This is a genomic window from Pedobacter sp. AK017, from assembly GCF_014200825.1.
Classification (GTDB): domain Bacteria; phylum Bacteroidota; class Bacteroidia; order Sphingobacteriales; family Sphingobacteriaceae; genus Pedobacter; species Pedobacter heparinus.
The window spans coordinates 64134-80129 of sequence record NZ_JACHCW010000001.1; the positions used below are offsets into that span (position 1 = coordinate 64134).

Below are 15996 nucleotides of genomic sequence, written 5' to 3' on the forward strand. Positions count from 1 at the left end.
TAATGGTGATAAAAATGCTAAAAAAGATCGGTTTTAAGCATCGTTTTCAAAATATTGGCCTGTACATCAAAATTGTTCAGGTGATCTAAAAAGTTGATATCCGAGATCTTGATGTAATTCTCTTCCAGCAACTTTACAATCTCTGTTGGAATATAGGTTTTTGCTGTAGCTGCACTACTCTCAAGCTTATCATTTTTATAAGCCAGCTCCTGTATCAACCTATCCTTTTCGGAAAGATGATTGTCCAGCTCAACCCCATTAAGTTTGTTCATGTCGCAAAACAAAAACAGGTTCCTGCTCGGGAAAAATAAAAAGTACCTGTCCAGATCTATAAACTTATACACTTCTACAATCAGCTGACCCGATTTTAATCCGTAAAAAAATTCAGTCCTGAAATCCTCTTTACACAACAGGCCCATTAACTTCCTTTCAATGCTGGCATGCACATCAATGTACATCTTATCTGCATTAAAATCTATCAGTGTACCCAACTGCGCTGTAGAAATATCATAATAAAAATCCTTCGCATATCTGGAACTGAAGGTATTGATGTTTTTGGCAAATGGAAATTCTTCTGTATGATCAGAAAGCACCTCAAATAGCTTTCTTAAAGATAAATTGATCTTTAAAGATTGTTTCTGTTTATCGAGGTTAAAGCTTTTTTCGGTATAAACCGAACTGCCAATCTTATCCATTAATTCTTTATTCAGCTCAATCTCATCATAAATCAAGGTCACATTCTTTTCGTTGCTTTTTTTAATTTTCCTCAGCAGCTCTATTAAGCTTGCAGTAAACTGAATATGGAACAATTCCAGTTTATCAATATCCAGCTCTTCATTATTCGCAAAAAGCTGATGGATTACCCTGCTCCGTAAATAAATTTTATAAACAGTTTCCTCCTGAAAAAAAGAAGAGAGCAACTGCAAACGGTTGATCTCTGTCTCCGATTCCTTTAAAATATTGATGCGCCGTTCATCCATTGTTAAAATTAATTAACCCGGGTCACGTTTTTCTTCAGTTCAGATTCTAAAGTTTTCAATTCACCGTCAAGTACTTTTCTGCTTTGCGCACCATCTTCATGAATTTTCTTAACCTCATTTAAGGTTTCTATTAATGAGGATGTAGTCCGTTTCAGCGTATCCAAAGAAACAATCGTTTTCTCATTTTCTTTCGCCACATCAATACTGTTCTGTTTCAGCATTTCAGCATTTTTCTGTAAAATGGTATTCGTTGTATCAGAAACCTTTTTCTGCATCTCCACATTGGCTTTTTGCCTTTGCAGTGCAACCGCAATCGTAAGCTGATTTTTCCATACCGGAATGGTTGTAGATACGATAGATTGTGCCTTTTCAGCAATAGAGGTATTGTTATTCTGCACTACCCTGATCTGGGCCAGCGATTGTAACATGATAAATCTTACAATTTTCATATCCGCCAAACGTTTGTCCAGCCTGCTGATAAAATCGCGCAGATCGGCAATCTCATAATCCTGGTAATCGGCAGGCCGGCCCTCCATCTCCGCGAGCTGAAGACTCAGCTCATTAAATTTAAGCTGACCGGAAATGATCAGTTCTTCCATCTGATGAATGTAACCCACATTGCTGTCGAACATCGTTTGCAAAGAACTGTTGTCCTTAATGGAATTTAAACGTCCTGCTTTGATCTTATTTGTAATCTTGTCAACATTGTTCACTACCACATCATACTTCTGAAATAGCTTTTTAACATCTACAACCAGATTTTTAAGGAATGGTATTTTAGAGATGAAAGATTTAAACCCGCTCTGTTCCAGCTCTCCAACATCAATATAATTCAGTTCGGTCAGCAATTCGTTGATCAGCCCACCAACCTCACCACTATTATACGTGCGTACAGACGATAAAAAATCATTGCTGTATTTCTCCATCGAATTTTGGGCATCGGCACCATAATTCAAGATAGAATTTACATCAGATGGCACCAGAGATTTACCAATCTCTTTATATTTCTGTTCATCCTCAGCGCTCAGTACAGTCAGGTCTACATTGCCTTCCTTATCAATCTTAGCCGGACTAAGGCTTTGTGTTTCATTTGGATTAGTTTCCATAATTTTTCAGATAAAAGCTAAACGCTTATAAATAACTTTGCGTTACGGTTTTAACGGTTTCTTCAAGCTTACGGTCTTTAGTAGGCTCACCAATCGCATTAAACTTCCATTCGCCGTTTTTCTTGTAAAACACACCCATTACCATCGAAACATGACCTCCAAAATTGGATCCATTTGCAATGTCATAAGTGGCAAATACTTCGTTTACTCTTTTAGGTGTTCCTTCATAAATCCTTATAGAAGCAAAAGGGATCGTTCCAAAATCATGTCCCCTAAAACTGTTCAACACAAAGGCTACATAATTTACAGCAGGGTTTAAGCCCGAAAAATCCAGGGTAATCACCTCATTATCCAGTCCATCGTCTCCCCCCATATCACCCGTTAAATCATCGCCACTATGTTTTACAGCGCCGTCTTTAGAACCCAGATTGCCAAAATAAACTACTTCAGTCAGCTGCTTCTGCTCATTGTAAAGTGCACAACTCGCGTCCAAATCAACAGCTTCTTTAGTTTTGCCAAACCCGAACAGCCCTTTTTTTTCTATTGCACCCCAGTTAATGCCTACACAAACACTTTGAAGTTTGCTTCCATTGCTTTTTTCCAGGCTAATGCGTTGTCCTTTTTGAAGATTAATTGCCATAATTTCTTATTGATATTTATTTAAATAATCCTGTAAACCGCCTTTCATTCCCATTCCTACAGCCTCAAATTTCCATTTCCCGTCGCGTTTATATATTCTGCCAAATTCAACTGCAGTCTCAATAGAAAAATCTTCTTCCAATTCATACTTCAGCAAAACTTCATTGGTAACCGCATCAAAAATACGTACATACGAATTTCTAACCTGTCCAAAATTTTGCCTTCTACTTTCCGCTTCATGAATAGTTACTACCACACAAATTTCTGAAACGCTTCCGCCAACTTTTGTTAGATCAACCTTAATCTGCTCGTCATCTCCATCCCCATCGCCGGTTAAATTATCACCAGTATGTTCTACAGCTGTATCCGGCGATTTCAGGTTATTATAAAAGACCAAATGTTCATCAGAAACCAGCTTCTTATTGTCATTCAGCATAAAAACAGAAGCATCTAAGTCAAAGGCAGTACCTGTAGATGAACTGTTTGTATCCCAACCCAAACCAATGGTAAATTTGGGCGCATCTATATTTTCTCTCTGCCCTTTTTGTAAGTTAATGGCCATAATTAAATCAATTTATAGTTTTTGTTATTTATGTAGTTTTTTAAAAAATTCAAATTTCCGGAATAGCAATCTATAGTATGGTAACTGTTACCTAACGATAAATTATACAGGTTATATATAAAATCTTCGGTCTGCCGCTCCAGAAATATGGAAAAGCTATTAAAATCGCAATTTAAGATATATTTAACAATCCTCGTATTAAAACAAAAATTACCACTTTTAATAATTTCATCCAGATCAAAAACAGACCTTACTTTATGGTAATTTAAATGATTTTCTATATTCGGATGAATATCATGGTTAGCCAGTTCAGCAAAATAGAGCATGTAAATATCATTTTTAAGTTCATACTCCTTCACCATTTTAAGGATCATCTTTTCATGGCTTCCTGTTATTTTGATATCATCCAGAAAGAACAACACCTTATCCCTCAGAAAGTCCTTATCAATATGAAAAGAATCGTTACCAATCAACTTAATCCTGTCCTCCGCACTCAAAGCCCCATAATCATCTTTATAAGTAATGGTCCTGTGTACCTTAGCTTCCTGAACTACCATACGTCCGTTCTCTACCAGCCAGTGGTTAAGCTGGTAAACAAAATAGTTTTTCATAGCAAAAGTAGCCGTAGGAATAAAACAATACGGACTGGAGATAACCACAATCTGCTCCGATATCTGGTTATCTTCCAAAAAACCCTTTATAAAGCCATCAGCAAGGTCTTTGCCAAATTTTTTGGCTACCCGGTCATCTCCAAACTTAAAACGGCTGTAATCATCGGCACTAAAACCAAAGTTATTCGAATGGTGTATTTTATGCAGGGAATAAGTATATGGGATCATAAGAGTAAATGGCCTATAGATAAATGATTAGAGTTAATTTGCAGACTCCTGATACCAGCTTTTTCAGCACCTCTTACATCTGCAAGCGGGTTATCCCCTATATGTATAACCTCTGTTAAATTCAATTCCGGATGCTTTTTTTTATCAATGGTATCCAGCATAAGCTGGAAAAACTGCTGATTAGGCTTAGAAAGCCTTACCTCATCCGAGTAAAGCTGAAAATCCAGGAGTTCATCCAGTCTCAGCTCCTGCAATACCCTTCTAAGGGTTTTACCTTTAATAAAACCGGTATTGCTCAACAAACTGGTGGTGCTTAAGCCAGATTCTTTTAAGCGGTACAAAACATTGGTGCTATCGGCACAATAAACCTGAGGCATATATTTTAGTACCAGCAATTCCATTTCATTATACAGCTCATCTATAGCTATATCCTGAAATTCGGTCGAATAATTATTGATGATACTGATCACCATCAGGTACATCTCTTCGGCATCAATATTTTTCCCCGTTTTTTCATTGATGCTGTTCACCATCAGGTCAACTTGTCTGAACACCACACAAACCTCTTCGAAGCTCTTTTTTACACTGTTAAAATTAGTGTAAAAATAACGTGCCCGCTCGGTTTTAAAAGCAGGGTTGGACTTGATCAGGGTAAGCCACAGGTCGAAAGAATAATGTTTATAAAAAGGCATTATGAGCGCATTTTTTTAAAGTTCAGACGCATTTTAATCCCTAATGTTACAAATTTAGACGTACAGTCCGAAATTTAATTTAGAAAAACACAGCGCCTATCCAACTTTATCCAATGATTTTCTGTCGTTTAAGGTAGCCGTTTTATACTTACTCGGCGTAAGACCTGTAATCGCCTTAAACTGGGTCGATAAATGTGCACTGCTGCTGTATCCCATCTTATAAGCAATCTCATTTAAATTCAGCTCGCCATATTCAAGTAATTCCTTTACCTTTTCAATTTTTTGCTGGATAATGTACTTTTCAATGGTCAGGCCTTCAGCATCAGAAAACTGCCTGCTCAGGTAAGCATAATCCTTATTTAATTTATCTGCTATTTCCTGGCTCAGGCTCTGTTGCAGCTCATTCAGCTCCGAATAATGGATCAGATCAATCACCTGTGTTTTAATCTGTTCAACCAGCTGGTCTTTTTCCTTATCCATCAACTCAAATCCCAACGTTCCTAAAGCAGCAGCAATGTCCTGCAGTTGTCCCTCATTGGCCTCAGGTTCAATAGCTATTTTTCCTAAAGAAATCTCTTTCACTTTAAACCCAAAATTTTCCAGCTGCTGCCTCACAATCATGATACAGCGGTCGCAAACCATATTTTTAACATATAACAACATAAAGCAACAGAATTAATATGCTTAACCAAAGTATGAGCTCAATTACAAAGATACCCTTAAATTAAATTAATTTATAATCCTGCGTAGGGGTAAATGTTCATCTGGTTGTCCTAATTAAAACAAGACAAAAAATGAACTTTACATTTTACAAAATCAACACACAATTAATGGCCCTAAAGGCCATAACCTGTTTACTTTTATCCATAGCTGGTTTAAGCGCTTCCGGACAAAACAAGGCAGCGGGTAAAATCCATGTCGGTATAATTTATCCTTTAAGCACCAATGGCAGCCACGCGGCACTCGACACCAATAACCTGTCTATCCATCTGCTGGCAGGTATTTCGGCATCAGAACAGGGAGCCTCTTTTGCAGGTATTTCTAATATCGTCCGCAATGGAACCAAAGGATTTCAGTTTGCTGCCTTTTCAAATCATATTGGTAAGCAGGCCGAAGGTGGCCTGTTCGCTGGCTTTTTAAATACCTACGCAGGGGGCGATGCGTTTGCTGTCGCAGGTTTCAGCAATGTAGCTACAGCTGACGTTAAAGGCGCGCAGTTCGCCGGCTTTGCCAATGTATCCAAAAGCGTAAAAGGCGCACAGTTTGCCGGTTTTGCCAATATTGCTAAAACTGTAAAAGGGCCTCAGTTTGCAGGTTTTATCAATTTATCTAAAAAAGATGCTGCCCTCCAGTTCGCAGGCTTTATGAATAAAGCTACAGATGTTAAGGGCAGTCAGCTGGCTGGCTTTATCAATATCGCAAAAAAAGTGAAAGGGGCCCAGATAGCCGGCTTTATCAATGTGGCCGACAGCAGCGATTATCCCATCGGGATTATCAATATTGTAAAAAATGGCGAAAAAGGCATTGGCATTAGCACCGATGAAACACTCACTACAATGTTGTCTTTCAGGTCTGGTGGAAAAGTACTTTACGGCATTATCGGTATAGGTTACAATTTTAAAAACACCGATGAAGTATATGCTTTTGAAGCTGGCCTGGGTGCACACTTTTTCCAGTCGCCCACTTTTCGCTTAAATGCAGAAATTGCAGGTACCGGACTAGAAAGTTTCAAGGCAGGCGAATACTTCAAAACCTCGTTTAGGTTAATGCCCGCCTTCAAGATCAGTCCTAAACTTGAAATCTTCGGCGGACCTTCAGTCAACTATCTAAACACCAATACGTTTGAAGGACGCAGCTTAAACAAAAGCTATATCAATACATGGGAAAACAAATGGGGCAATAATTTCCAGGCCCTGTACATCGGTTATGGAGGCGGTATACAATACCTTTTTTAACAAAAAAATAAATCATCACAAGCTACAAAAAAAACAATCATGAGAATTTTAACCTTGATCACATTATTGGGCATCCTATTTACAGGCTGCTCTAAAGACAAGCTCAGCGCAAGCGGCGACAAAATAACAGAAGAACGCAATCCGGGAGACTTTAACGGCATAAGTACCAGCGGCTCAAACTCGGTATACATCACTTATGGAACTGAATTTAAAGTGGTACTGAAAGGCTCCAACAACCTGATCCCCTATTTTAAAACCAGTGTAACCGGCAACACCTTATATCTGGGTTACGAAAAAGCCAGCGTACAGCACGATGATGTTGAAGTATTTGTAACACTGCCCTCCATCAGGAAAGTTTCGATAAGCGGTAGCGGAAAAACCCTTTTACAGGGTTCCTTTCCAAGAGCTATTGATTTCAAATTGTCAATAAGCGGTTCTGGTAATGCTACAGTTCAGGACGCCTTTGATTCAGATGAAGTATTGGTACAGATCTCCGGCTCCGGTAAAGCTGACCTTCAGCAAATAAACGCAAGAAAGGCACAGATAGACATTTCCGGAAGTGGCGATGCAAAGCTGAAAGTGGAAGAAAAGTTAAAGGCCAGGATCAGTGGAAGCGGGAAAATTTACTACACCGGAAACCCTGATGTAGACGCTGATGTAAGTGGCTCTGGCAAAGTTATCAAATTTTAAATTTACAAAAATGGTATACAGGGATATGCTGCAGGACATTAAACAAAGTGACGGTTTAAAAGAACTGCTGTTCTTTATTTTTGCGAGTCCATCAAAAGTCTACAAACATAAAGCCAATAAAAACCTCCGGCAATCTAAAGCAGCCGTTCCACTGGGTAAAAGGTTGCTCAGGAGTATATTGATCATTTTAGCCATGCTGTTGTTGCTAAGCCAGTCAACATTTGCACAAAAACAGGTAGAACCAGAAAATTTGCCTACTCCAAAAGGCAGTAACCTATTGTTCTTCTTGCAGCGCGATCCGGATGCAAACACTGTAGTTTATGAACTTAACTACAACAGCGACGGCACTTTATACCGCAATAATCCCATTAAAGGTTCCTGGATCAGGTATGAAGAGGCACAAATGTTCAAAGAGCTGACCAGTATTGAAAAGAAATTTGCCTACGGTATAAAAAGCAGGCCCATTGGCGAAGATGAGTATGAGATCAGGCTGGTGGCCTATAAAAAGATGCCCATGTATCTCAGAAAATCAGAAACAGATCAGAAATACCACATTTACATTAAAGATGAAGGTAAAAACCTCTTGCTAAAAAGGGTATTTGTAAGGGTAAATGGAGGTAGCTTTTGGTTTCCAAAAATACAGTATATAGATTTGATCACCACAAACTGTGCAACCGGAATAGAGATTTTAAAAAGAATAAGAACCTGAACTGATATATTTGAATAAGATTTAAACCCTTGGAGTTAAAAAGCAGCATTTCGGCAAATACATCACAACCATATGATGACCAAGCTTTTGAACAATTGTTCAAAGCACATTTTAAGGCCTTGCACGCTTATGCCCTGGCCTTGTTAAAAGATGAAGATACCGCCGAAGAAATAGTACAGACCATGTTTTTAAAATTTTGGGAGAAAAGGGAGCTGTTGAATATCCAGACCTCGGTTAAGGCCTATCTTTATAAATGCGTTTACCACGACAGCCTGAACTTTTTAAAACATGAAAAGATTAAAACAAAATACCAGGATTTTGCAAGCTATACCATGAACAGCCATCATGAACCCGCCTCTTCAAAAGCAGAAATGACCGAACTGGAATACCAGATTGGAAAGGCCTTAAATGAATTGCCCGAACAATGCCGTACCATATTCCAGATGAGCAGGTTTGAAGAATTAAAATACAGGGAAATAGCAGAACAGCTGGGCCTGTCTGTAAAAACTATAGAAAACCAAATGGGCAAAGCGCTCAGAATAATGCGACTGAAGCTGGCCGACTTCCTTTCGCTCATTTTATTAGGCCTGATGTATTACAGGGATTTTTTTAACTAGCAACAGCATGACGGATGAATTATTGATAAAGTTTCTGCTAAAAGAAACAAGTGAAGAGGAAGGCATAGCCGTACAAAACTGGTTAGACGCCGCTCCTTCCAATGCAAAACATTTTGAACAGTTTAAACAAATATGGAACAGCAGTAAAAAGCTTTCCACCCAAAGCAATGTTAACGGAGATGAAGCCTGGCTAAGGTTTAAACAAAGAGCATCAGCCGCACATCAGCCCCTTGTACGCCGCATAAAACCAACCTACCAATGGCTTAAAATTGCAGCCGTTCTTTTCCTCATTGCTGCTATATGGTCTGTATACAGTATCTTTTCACCGGTTTCCTATACACCCATAACCGCTGGCAACACCATAAACAAACAATTGCTCCCCGATGGGTCTGAAATTACACTCAACAAAAACACCCAACTCAGCTATGCAACTAATTTTAAAAAAAACAGAAGCGTCCATCTGCAGCAGGGTGAAGTATTTTTTAACGTACTGCACGATAAAACCCGGCCATTTGTAATTGATGTAGACAAAATTGCTGTACTTGTAGTGGGTACCTCCTTCAATGTAAAACACTTAAACCACCAAACTGAAGTTATTGTCGAGACCGGAATCGTAAAAGTAAGCCTTGGCAAGGATGAAATAGCCCTTCACAAGGGAGAAAAAATAATCATAAAAAACACAACCGACAAACTGGTTAAAATGCAAAGTACAGATCAGCTGTACAATTATTACCGCAGCAACGAATTTGTATTGAATAATACCCCTTTATGGCGTGTAGTTGAAGTTTTAAATGAGGCTTATAATTCAGAAATCGTGATTAAAGATCCGGCCATAAGAGACCTGACCTTATTTACAACTTTAAAAACCACAGCAAGTTTAGCCGATAATTTAAAAACAATCTGTCTTACGCTTGATTTAAAGTCTGTCCGTAACGAAAACCAGCTCTTGTTGTCTAAAAATACCAAATGAAATTAAAACTTACGCTCATCCTGTCCATCCTTACCGGATACCTGCAAGCCCAAATGCCACTTGCCCCTTCTAAACACAATTTAGAAAAAAGAGTAAGTATAGAAGTAAAAAATACGCAGATATCAGAAGTACTCACCAGGGTTAGCCGCGCCGGGGCATTCTATTTCTCTTACAGCGGGGCCTTGTTCACAACAGATAGCCTGGTTAGTCTGAATGTCAGAAATACGCCGGTAAGGGAAATATTGGACAGGCTTTTTAACAACAAGGTAGATTACAAGGAAAACGGGGAATATATCATTCTCCGTTATGCAGCAAACCACCTTACCATAGAACCTGAAAACATCACTACTGCCGACAAGCTTTACCTGATCAGTGGTTATGTAATAGATACAGAAACCGGTCGTAAGGTTAAACAGGCCAGTGTTTATGAAAAACGTCTCTTGCAGTCTACACTTACAGATCATGAGGGCTTCTTTAAACTGAGGTTTAAAGGTGACCATAATGAAGTGATATTAACAGCTGCCAAAGAAAACTACAGAGACACCACGCTCGTCTTCCTATCTGACATTAAAGTGAAACCAGAGGGTTATAAAGACCCAAACGCAGATGAAGCAAACGGTCTGTTCAGTGATGTCGAAAATTCGGGAATCGGCAGGTTCTTCATTTCTTCCAAACAAAGGATCCAGAGTCTAAACATCCCCAGTTTTTTTGCCAACAGTCCTTTTCAAACTTCACTTACACCAGGTTTAAGCTCCCACGGCATCATGAGTTCCCAGGTGGTCAACAAATTTTCACTGAATGTTCTGGGTGGTTATACCGCAGGCACAGATGGACTTGAAATTGCAGGGCTTTTTAACATTACCAAAGGTGATGTGAAGAAATTACAGTTTGCTGGTCTTTTTAATGAGGCTGGCGGCGCTGTAAACGGTTTTCAGGTGGCAGGTTTACTGAACAATGTAAGTGGCGAAAAGAAAGGCTTCCAGGCAGCCGGACTGCTTAACCGTGTTAAAGGCGAAACTGAAGGCTTTCAGGTTGCCGGTCTTTGCAACTTGTCGGCCAGGAGTATGAAGGGTGTACAGGCAGCAGGAATTGTAAATGTTATTAAAGAAAATGTTGATGGGGTACAAATTGCTGGAATTGCCAACCTGGTACGCAAAGACATGGAAGGCACCCAGATAGCTGGTATAGCTAATATGACCAGGCACTTAAAGGGGGTACAAATTGCTGGTATTCTTAACTATGCCAAAAAAATGGATGGTTTGCAGCTTGGCCTTATCAATGTATCAGATACTTCATCCGGTTACAGTTTAGGGTTGATAAACCTTGTAAAACATGGCTATCATAAAATAAGCCTGTTTACCAACGAAACTGTAAACACCAATCTGTCTATAAAAACAGGTAATTCCCATCTTTATACCATTTTATTTGCAGGCTTAAACCTATCACAAAACGAAAAATTACGAACTGTGGGTATAGGCCTTGGCCATGATTTTATTTTTAACAGGTGCTTGTCTGTTGGTCTTGAAACAACTGGTCAGCTGCTCTATCTGGGTAAGTGGGACAGTACCAACCTTTTGAGTAAAGTTCAGGCCAACCTGCAGGTACAGCTGGTTAAGGGCATAAGCCTCTTTGCGGGCCCTGCCTACGCTGTTTACAGCAGCGATAATCCCGCCAATTCCAGTTCAGCAGGCTATAAGCAAAACATTGTTCCACAGCACCATACCAGCTTTGGCAGCAACACAAAGGGCTGGCTGGGTTTCAATGCCGGCATTACCTTCATGTAAAACATTATAAACAAAATCTCAGTATGGATCTGTTGGCTTTGCTAATGCTTTGACAGTTGTCGTTTTTGTCTTCCCCCAATCCCGGTCTTCCCTAAAATCCTCATCTGCATGAAAATAATAATCCCGGTTCCCATACTTACTTGTGCCTATATTTTTAATTGGCTTATTCTCCCTGACTTTGCTCTTCATGTTAAAAAAATTAAAAGTTTAAACATAAAACAAGATTTATGCAAAAAGGTTTGTCATAAATTATCTGCATTATTGTGCACATACTTTCTTAACAATTCCATATTTCCGATCGCATTGCCCATCGTATTGTTAAAATAGCTATAAACCTCTTTTCCTTCAACCAGCCAGTCCCTGATATAAGTCGCATATTCATATAAAAAATCATCCGGATAACTTCCCTTATAATCTCCCTCAGGCCCATGAAAACGCAGATATACAAAATCAAGCGAATTGTTGAGTAACTGTCCCCCTTCGCTAAGTTTATCATGAAGAACGGGGGCCATACTGAATTCCTCCAGCAAGTCATAGGTATCCTGCCGATACCAGCTTTGGTGCCTGAATTCAACAGCTATGTGCCACAACAGATCAGGGTCTGCCCTGCGTATGCAGTTCAAAAGTTTAGTTAACTCCCGGATATGTACAGGCTTAATGCTGGCGGGGAACTGTACCAGCAAACAACCTTTTTTACTGCCCGCACTGGCAATCCGATTCATAAATTCTGCAACTGCCTCAGGTTCAAAATCAAGGTTCCTCCTATGTGTAATTTCCTGCCACAATTTAAAGGTAAACTTAAAGCCTGCTGGCGTATCTGCCGCCCATCTGGCAACAGTTGAAGCCATGGGCATTTTATAAAATGTGCTATTGATCTCTATACTGTTAAAAAGAGAAGCATAATAACTCAATCTGCTCCCGGCCTTAAATTCTTCCGGATAAAATTCTTTGTTGGGTACGGGCAATAACAAACCACTGGTACCAGAATAATATACTGTACCTTTAACATATTCCATATCATCAGCTTAATTTCTATTATAACCAGTCCACAATATGAATTGTTTGAACCCCGGCTGTTCAAAAACATTCAAACTACTTGTCGCAGCTGCTGCTTTTAAGCCTCAGTCTAAATGAACTTTGCTTTGCCGGGCCAGCTTTCTAAACCTTATGTAACAGGCAGTGCTGTACAACAACCAAAGCAATAACAGGTGCAGCAAAGCAGCGGCATAGGCCAGCAAGTCGGCACCAGATTGAACTATGGCCGTGTATATTTTAATAAATGGCGTAGTGGGCAGCAGCATGGATACCCACTGTATCGGCACTGGCAGTGATTCAAAAGGCCAGGTATATCCGGTAATCAGGAAAATGGGATAGGTTGAAAAGGCCATCACCTGGAGGCAAAGCAATTGCGATCTGAACAAAGAACCTATAAATTGGGCCATGGGTATCAATGTAAACAACAAAAAGAGCAGCAACACGCCCAGTTGGAAACCACTGCCCCGCATGGGCAAATTGAGTAGCCTAAAGTTTACATTCAGGAAAAAGAAGCCATAAGCGCCAAAAACAACAAGATAAAATAAACCTTTGCCCCAGATTGCGGTTGAAATGCCAGCCTTAAACCATTCTTTTATACTGCCCTGCTGCCTTTCTCCGGCAACGCTTTCCGATAGGCCGATCAGTAGTGTCTGCTGTAAGATCAGGGCCAGCAATGCAGGCAACAGAAAAGCTCCATAACTGGACCTTTCATTAAACATCGGGCGGTAATCCAGGGTAATGGGCATTACATTTTGCATGGCCATAGCCCTGCTTAAGCCTTCACTCTTTTCAAAATACTGCAGCCTTATCCCCGCTCCTACAGTAAGGCAAATCTGCTGCACGCTCATTAATAAATCACTGGAAGGCAGAAATCTTGCCGCATTTACCGCAAGTACTACATTACTTTGTTTAAGTGTCAGCAAATTACTTTGTGTACCCCTGGGGATATAAAAATAACCCTGACAATTACCGCTGTACATCTGTTCTTTTGCAGTTTCCAGGTCAGAAAAATGGATCAGTTCCACCAGCTGCGAATTGTTTATCTGCTGTTGCAGCAGGCGGGACAATCTCGACTGGTCGTCGTCTACCACAGCCAGTTTTACCTGCTCTTCTTCTTTATTGATATAAATACTGCCATAAAAAAAAGCGTACAGCAAAGGTGCAATCAATAGTGTAAGCAATAAACTATGGTCCTTTGCCACCAAGGTAACCTCTCTTAAAAAGAGCTGGATTAAAGATGGTTTATGCGGCCTGCTCATTTACGCTGCTGTTAAATTGGTGCTGAAATAATAAAATTGCGGTCGGAAACATTACCGCACAAAACAAAACAAGCTTATTGATGTCAGCCTGCGCATAATGCATGGGCAGGTTCATGTAATATACTTTAAAAAAGGCGTCCAGAAACGGCGTATAAGGCATAATGGTCGCATAATATTGATCGTACCATGGCATTGCCCATCTTGGAAAAGTAAAACCACTAAAAACAAAGGCTGGTGAAGTGTAAAACAAGGCCACATCACCCGATAACATCACATCCTTAAATAAAGCCGAAATGAACATACCGATACCTATACAGGCAACCGACAACAAGGTGTACATTAAAAAGAACTTGCCTGTCGCAACCGGCACACCAATACCAAACCAGGGAAACAGGACAAAGGCAATCAGTATAAAATTAACCCAGCTAAAAACCAGGTGTGCAATGGTTTTAGCGGTAATAACCAGTAAAGCAGAACCCTTGGCCAAACCGTAAAGCTCCTGCATGGTATTCGTTTTCCATTCGTAATTCAATGCCAGCATACTGCTGATGATAAGGATCATCTGGATACCTACTGTAATCAGCCCCGGAACCAGGTATTCCTGGTAATTGTAACTGGCATTATACAATTGATAACTATTCAGTTTAACCGGATTGGCCAATGCCATAGCCCGGTCTGCTTTCATACCGGTCTTTACCAGTTTTTGCAACACCACACCCGAACTGCCCATAATAACCACTTCAGCTACGGCTTTATAGATCAGTTTGGCAGGCACCAGTGATGCTGCATTGGTATAAAGGGTTACATGGGCCTGATGCCTGCTGTAAATGTCTTTCTGCATGTTTGCCGGAAAATGAACAGCCCCCAGTATTACTCCATTTTGGATCAGCTGCTTAACTTCTGCTTCAGTACCTACTCGGCGGGTAATCTGTAAGGTTTCCCGCTGTTGCAGCAGGAAAATAAGCTGCCGGCTTAGGGGCGACTGGTCTTCATCCCAGATGGCGAAAGCCAGGTTTCTGGCATCCCGTTGTTGGTAGATCAGGGCATAAAATGAGAACAGCAATCCGGGTATCACCAGCATTACTATGTAAAATACCGGCAAACGAAGTATCCGTTTCCATTCCCGTAAAATAATATGCCCCATTGCTTGCATCAGGGCAGGATTAATGAAGCCGTCATCCCCGAACGTAAACCTTTAACTGCGGCCAGGTTCTCAGGCTTAAACTCTACAGTAAACGTACGCAGCTCAAATTGCCCTTTATCTTTTGAAGGCACCCAATTGGCAAATTCGAGCGTAGGCGAAATGGCAGATACTTTTACTTCAAAAGTTTCAGACTCACAACCAGGAATGGTCACTTTTGCCATAGCTCCTACTTTCAGGTCTTTCGCCCTGTCCTGCCGGATATTGAACCTTATAAGTGATGAATTTTTCTTTTCAATGGTCATCATCGGATAGCCTATAGAAACAATTTCCCCCTGATGGGTAACCAGGCTCGAGATCACCCCAGCTGCCGGGGCATAAACTTTGGTATTGTCGCCAAGCGCTTTGGTCAGCTCATAAGCCTGCTCTGCCTGTTTTACGATGGCATTGGCCGTTTTGATGATTTCGGGGCGTGTGCCATTTTTCAGCATCTGCAAATTGAGCTGTGCTGTTTCCATTTCTTTTTTTGCAGCCTGATACCGAAAGTAAAAAACATCTTTTTCCTGCCCGGAAATCACGTCTGCATTATACAAGCGTTCCATGCGCTGGTAGGTGGTATTGAACAGCTTATACTGCTCCTCACTAATCTGATAAAGTTTTGATGTAGCCTCAATCAGCTCAGGTCTGGCGCCCTGCACCAATAGTTCCTGTTGTCCTTTGGCAGCATCTATAGCCGATAAGGCCTGCGACTTAATGGCATCAATTTCATTGGAACGCAAAATAGCCAGCAGCTGTCCAGCCTTAACTGTATCTCCCTGTTCTACCAGCAGGGAGTCCAGTCTCCCTGGAAACTCCGCAGCCACATCTACACTGGAAGCATCTACCATGCCGATCAGGTGCGTTTCATCTTTATTTCCGGCAAGAAAGAAAAACAAGGCCACTATAACAACAAGTATGGGGATAAGCAGTGCCCAATAGTTTTTTATAAATTTCTTCATAGCTGTATCTTTTCCTGTTA

18 protein-coding genes are annotated in these 15996 nt (G+C 40.4%); 6 read left to right on the plus strand and 12 right to left on the minus strand.

Going from position 1 to position 15996, the window contains the following annotated elements; translation table 11 throughout:
• Positions 1-17: 17 nt before the first annotated feature.
• The 7 genes from HDC92_RS00295 to HDC92_RS00325 all read right to left on the minus strand — a co-directional run bounded on the left by HDC92_RS00295 (position 18) and on the right by HDC92_RS00325 (position 5481).
• Positions 18-980 carry a hypothetical protein gene (locus HDC92_RS00295; RefSeq protein ID WP_015807764.1) on the minus strand — a complete coding sequence of 321 codons (963 nt, stop codon included), beginning with the start codon at positions 978-980 and terminating at the stop codon, positions 18-20.
• An 8-nt stretch (positions 981-988) separates the two neighbouring features.
• Complete coding sequence (locus HDC92_RS00300; RefSeq protein ID WP_015807763.1) at positions 989-2086, minus strand: toxic anion resistance protein; 1098 nt, start codon at positions 2084-2086, stop codon at positions 989-991.
• A gap of 25 nt (positions 2087-2111) precedes the next feature.
• Positions 2112-2726: a TerD family protein gene (locus HDC92_RS00305; RefSeq protein ID WP_183871565.1), complete on the minus strand. Its 615-nt coding sequence runs from the start codon at positions 2724-2726 to the stop codon at positions 2112-2114.
• Between the two features lie 6 nt (positions 2727-2732).
• Entirely contained in the window at positions 2733-3287 is a 555-nt protein-coding gene (locus tag HDC92_RS00310) for a TerD family protein (RefSeq protein WP_015807761.1), read from the minus strand.
• 2 nt (positions 3288-3289) lie between these two features.
• Positions 3290-4126, minus strand: a complete 837-nt coding sequence (locus HDC92_RS00315) for a phosphoribosyltransferase family protein (protein WP_015807760.1) — start codon at positions 4124-4126, stop codon at positions 3290-3292.
• Complete coding sequence (locus HDC92_RS00320; RefSeq protein WP_015807759.1) at positions 4123-4818, minus strand: HAD family hydrolase; 696 nt, start codon at positions 4816-4818, stop codon at positions 4123-4125. Before HDC92_RS00320 ends, HDC92_RS00315 begins: the two co-directional genes overlap by 4 nt.
• Before the next feature lie 96 nt (positions 4819-4914).
• Complete coding sequence (locus HDC92_RS00325; protein WP_015807758.1) at positions 4915-5481, minus strand: helix-turn-helix domain-containing protein; 567 nt, start codon at positions 5479-5481, stop codon at positions 4915-4917.
• Positions 5482-5612: 131 nt separating this feature from the next.
• On the opposite strand from HDC92_RS00325, the gene HDC92_RS00330 reads away from it, so the two are divergent.
• Genes HDC92_RS00330 through HDC92_RS00355 form a run of 6 tightly spaced genes read left to right on the plus strand, consistent with a single transcriptional unit; the run spans position 5613 to position 11543 of the window.
• Entirely contained in the window at positions 5613-6773 is a 1161-nt protein-coding gene (locus HDC92_RS00330) for a hypothetical protein (RefSeq protein ID WP_183871567.1), read from the plus strand.
• Positions 6774-6812: 39 nt separating this feature from the next.
• Positions 6813-7463: a head GIN domain-containing protein gene (locus HDC92_RS00335; protein WP_183871569.1), complete on the plus strand. Its 651-nt coding sequence runs from the start codon at positions 6813-6815 to the stop codon at positions 7461-7463.
• A 10-nt stretch (positions 7464-7473) separates the two neighbouring features.
• Complete coding sequence (locus tag HDC92_RS00340) at positions 7474-8172, plus strand: DUF4833 domain-containing protein (protein WP_183871571.1); 699 nt, start codon at positions 7474-7476, stop codon at positions 8170-8172.
• A gap of 29 nt (positions 8173-8201) precedes the next feature.
• Positions 8202-8789 (plus strand): RNA polymerase sigma-70 factor, encoded by a 588-nt coding sequence (locus HDC92_RS00345; protein WP_015807754.1) that lies wholly within the window; start codon positions 8202-8204, stop codon positions 8787-8789.
• 7 nt (positions 8790-8796) lie between these two features.
• Positions 8797-9759, plus strand: a complete 963-nt coding sequence (locus HDC92_RS00350) for a FecR family protein (RefSeq protein WP_183871573.1) — start codon at positions 8797-8799, stop codon at positions 9757-9759.
• Positions 9756-11543, plus strand: coding sequence for an STN and carboxypeptidase regulatory-like domain-containing protein (locus HDC92_RS00355; protein WP_183871574.1), 1788 nt, complete (start codon positions 9756-9758; stop codon positions 11541-11543). The genes HDC92_RS00350 and HDC92_RS00355 overlap by 4 nt, the downstream gene beginning before the upstream one ends.
• Before the next feature lie 18 nt (positions 11544-11561).
• Here the strand turns inward: HDC92_RS00355 and HDC92_RS00360 are convergent, their stop codons facing one another.
• The 5 genes from HDC92_RS00360 to HDC92_RS00380 all read right to left on the minus strand — a co-directional run bounded on the left by HDC92_RS00360 (position 11562) and on the right by HDC92_RS00380 (position 15976).
• Entirely contained in the window at positions 11562-11732 is a 171-nt protein-coding gene (locus tag HDC92_RS00360) for a hypothetical protein (RefSeq protein ID WP_183871576.1), read from the minus strand.
• Positions 11733-11785: 53 nt separating this feature from the next.
• Complete coding sequence (locus HDC92_RS00365; protein WP_183871578.1) at positions 11786-12559, minus strand: DUF72 domain-containing protein; 774 nt, start codon at positions 12557-12559, stop codon at positions 11786-11788.
• A gap of 105 nt (positions 12560-12664) precedes the next feature.
• On the minus strand, positions 12665-13837 hold the full coding sequence (locus tag HDC92_RS00370) for an ABC transporter permease (RefSeq protein WP_183871580.1): 1173 nt from the start codon (positions 13835-13837) through the stop codon (positions 12665-12667).
• Complete coding sequence (locus HDC92_RS00375) at positions 13821-14990, minus strand: ABC transporter permease (protein ID WP_015807748.1); 1170 nt, start codon at positions 14988-14990, stop codon at positions 13821-13823. The genes HDC92_RS00370 and HDC92_RS00375 overlap by 17 nt, the downstream gene beginning before the upstream one ends.
• Positions 14990-15976 carry an HlyD family secretion protein gene (locus HDC92_RS00380; protein ID WP_183871582.1) on the minus strand — a complete coding sequence of 329 codons (987 nt, stop codon included), beginning with the start codon at positions 15974-15976 and terminating at the stop codon, positions 14990-14992. Before HDC92_RS00380 ends, HDC92_RS00375 begins: the two co-directional genes overlap by 1 nt.
• Positions 15977-15996 lie beyond the last annotated feature (20 nt).

What these genes read in the sequence shown, in the direction of transcription:
- HDC92_RS00360 (WP_183871576.1), bottom strand. Translation starts at nt 11,732, where the DNA reads ATGAAGAGCAAAGTCAGGGAGAATAAGCCAATTAAAAATATAGGCACA.
- HDC92_RS00320 (WP_015807759.1), bottom strand. Translation starts at nt 4,818, where the DNA reads ATGCCTTTTTATAAACATTATTCTTTCGACCTGTGGCTTACCCTGATC.
- HDC92_RS00375 (WP_015807748.1), bottom strand. Translation starts at nt 14,990, where the DNA reads ATGCAAGCAATGGGGCATATTATTTTACGGGAATGGAAACGGATACTT.
- HDC92_RS00305 (WP_183871565.1), bottom strand. Translation starts at nt 2,726, where the DNA reads ATGGCAATTAATCTTCAAAAAGGACAACGCATTAGCCTGGAAAAAAGC.
- HDC92_RS00355 (WP_183871574.1), top strand. Translation starts at nt 9,756, where the DNA reads ATGAAATTAAAACTTACGCTCATCCTGTCCATCCTTACCGGATACCTG.
- HDC92_RS00295 (WP_015807764.1), bottom strand. Translation starts at nt 980, where the DNA reads ATGGATGAACGGCGCATCAATATTTTAAAGGAATCGGAGACAGAGATC.
- HDC92_RS00315 (WP_015807760.1), bottom strand. Translation starts at nt 4,126, where the DNA reads ATGATCCCATATACTTATTCCCTGCATAAAATACACCATTCGAATAAC.
- HDC92_RS00370 (WP_183871580.1), bottom strand. Translation starts at nt 13,837, where the DNA reads ATGAGCAGGCCGCATAAACCATCTTTAATCCAGCTCTTTTTAAGAGAG.
- HDC92_RS00350 (WP_183871573.1), top strand. Translation starts at nt 8,797, where the DNA reads ATGACGGATGAATTATTGATAAAGTTTCTGCTAAAAGAAACAAGTGAA.
- HDC92_RS00325 (WP_015807758.1), bottom strand. Translation starts at nt 5,481, where the DNA reads ATGTTGTTATATGTTAAAAATATGGTTTGCGACCGCTGTATCATGATT.
- HDC92_RS00335 (WP_183871569.1), top strand. Translation starts at nt 6,813, where the DNA reads ATGAGAATTTTAACCTTGATCACATTATTGGGCATCCTATTTACAGGC.
- HDC92_RS00365 (WP_183871578.1), bottom strand. Translation starts at nt 12,559, where the DNA reads ATGGAATATGTTAAAGGTACAGTATATTATTCTGGTACCAGTGGTTTG.
- HDC92_RS00380 (WP_183871582.1), bottom strand. Translation starts at nt 15,976, where the DNA reads ATGAAGAAATTTATAAAAAACTATTGGGCACTGCTTATCCCCATACTT.
- HDC92_RS00300 (WP_015807763.1), bottom strand. Translation starts at nt 2,086, where the DNA reads ATGGAAACTAATCCAAATGAAACACAAAGCCTTAGTCCGGCTAAGATT.
- HDC92_RS00310 (WP_015807761.1), bottom strand. Translation starts at nt 3,287, where the DNA reads ATGGCCATTAACTTACAAAAAGGGCAGAGAGAAAATATAGATGCGCCC.
- HDC92_RS00340 (WP_183871571.1), top strand. Translation starts at nt 7,474, where the DNA reads ATGGTATACAGGGATATGCTGCAGGACATTAAACAAAGTGACGGTTTA.
- HDC92_RS00330 (WP_183871567.1), top strand. Translation starts at nt 5,613, where the DNA reads ATGAACTTTACATTTTACAAAATCAACACACAATTAATGGCCCTAAAG.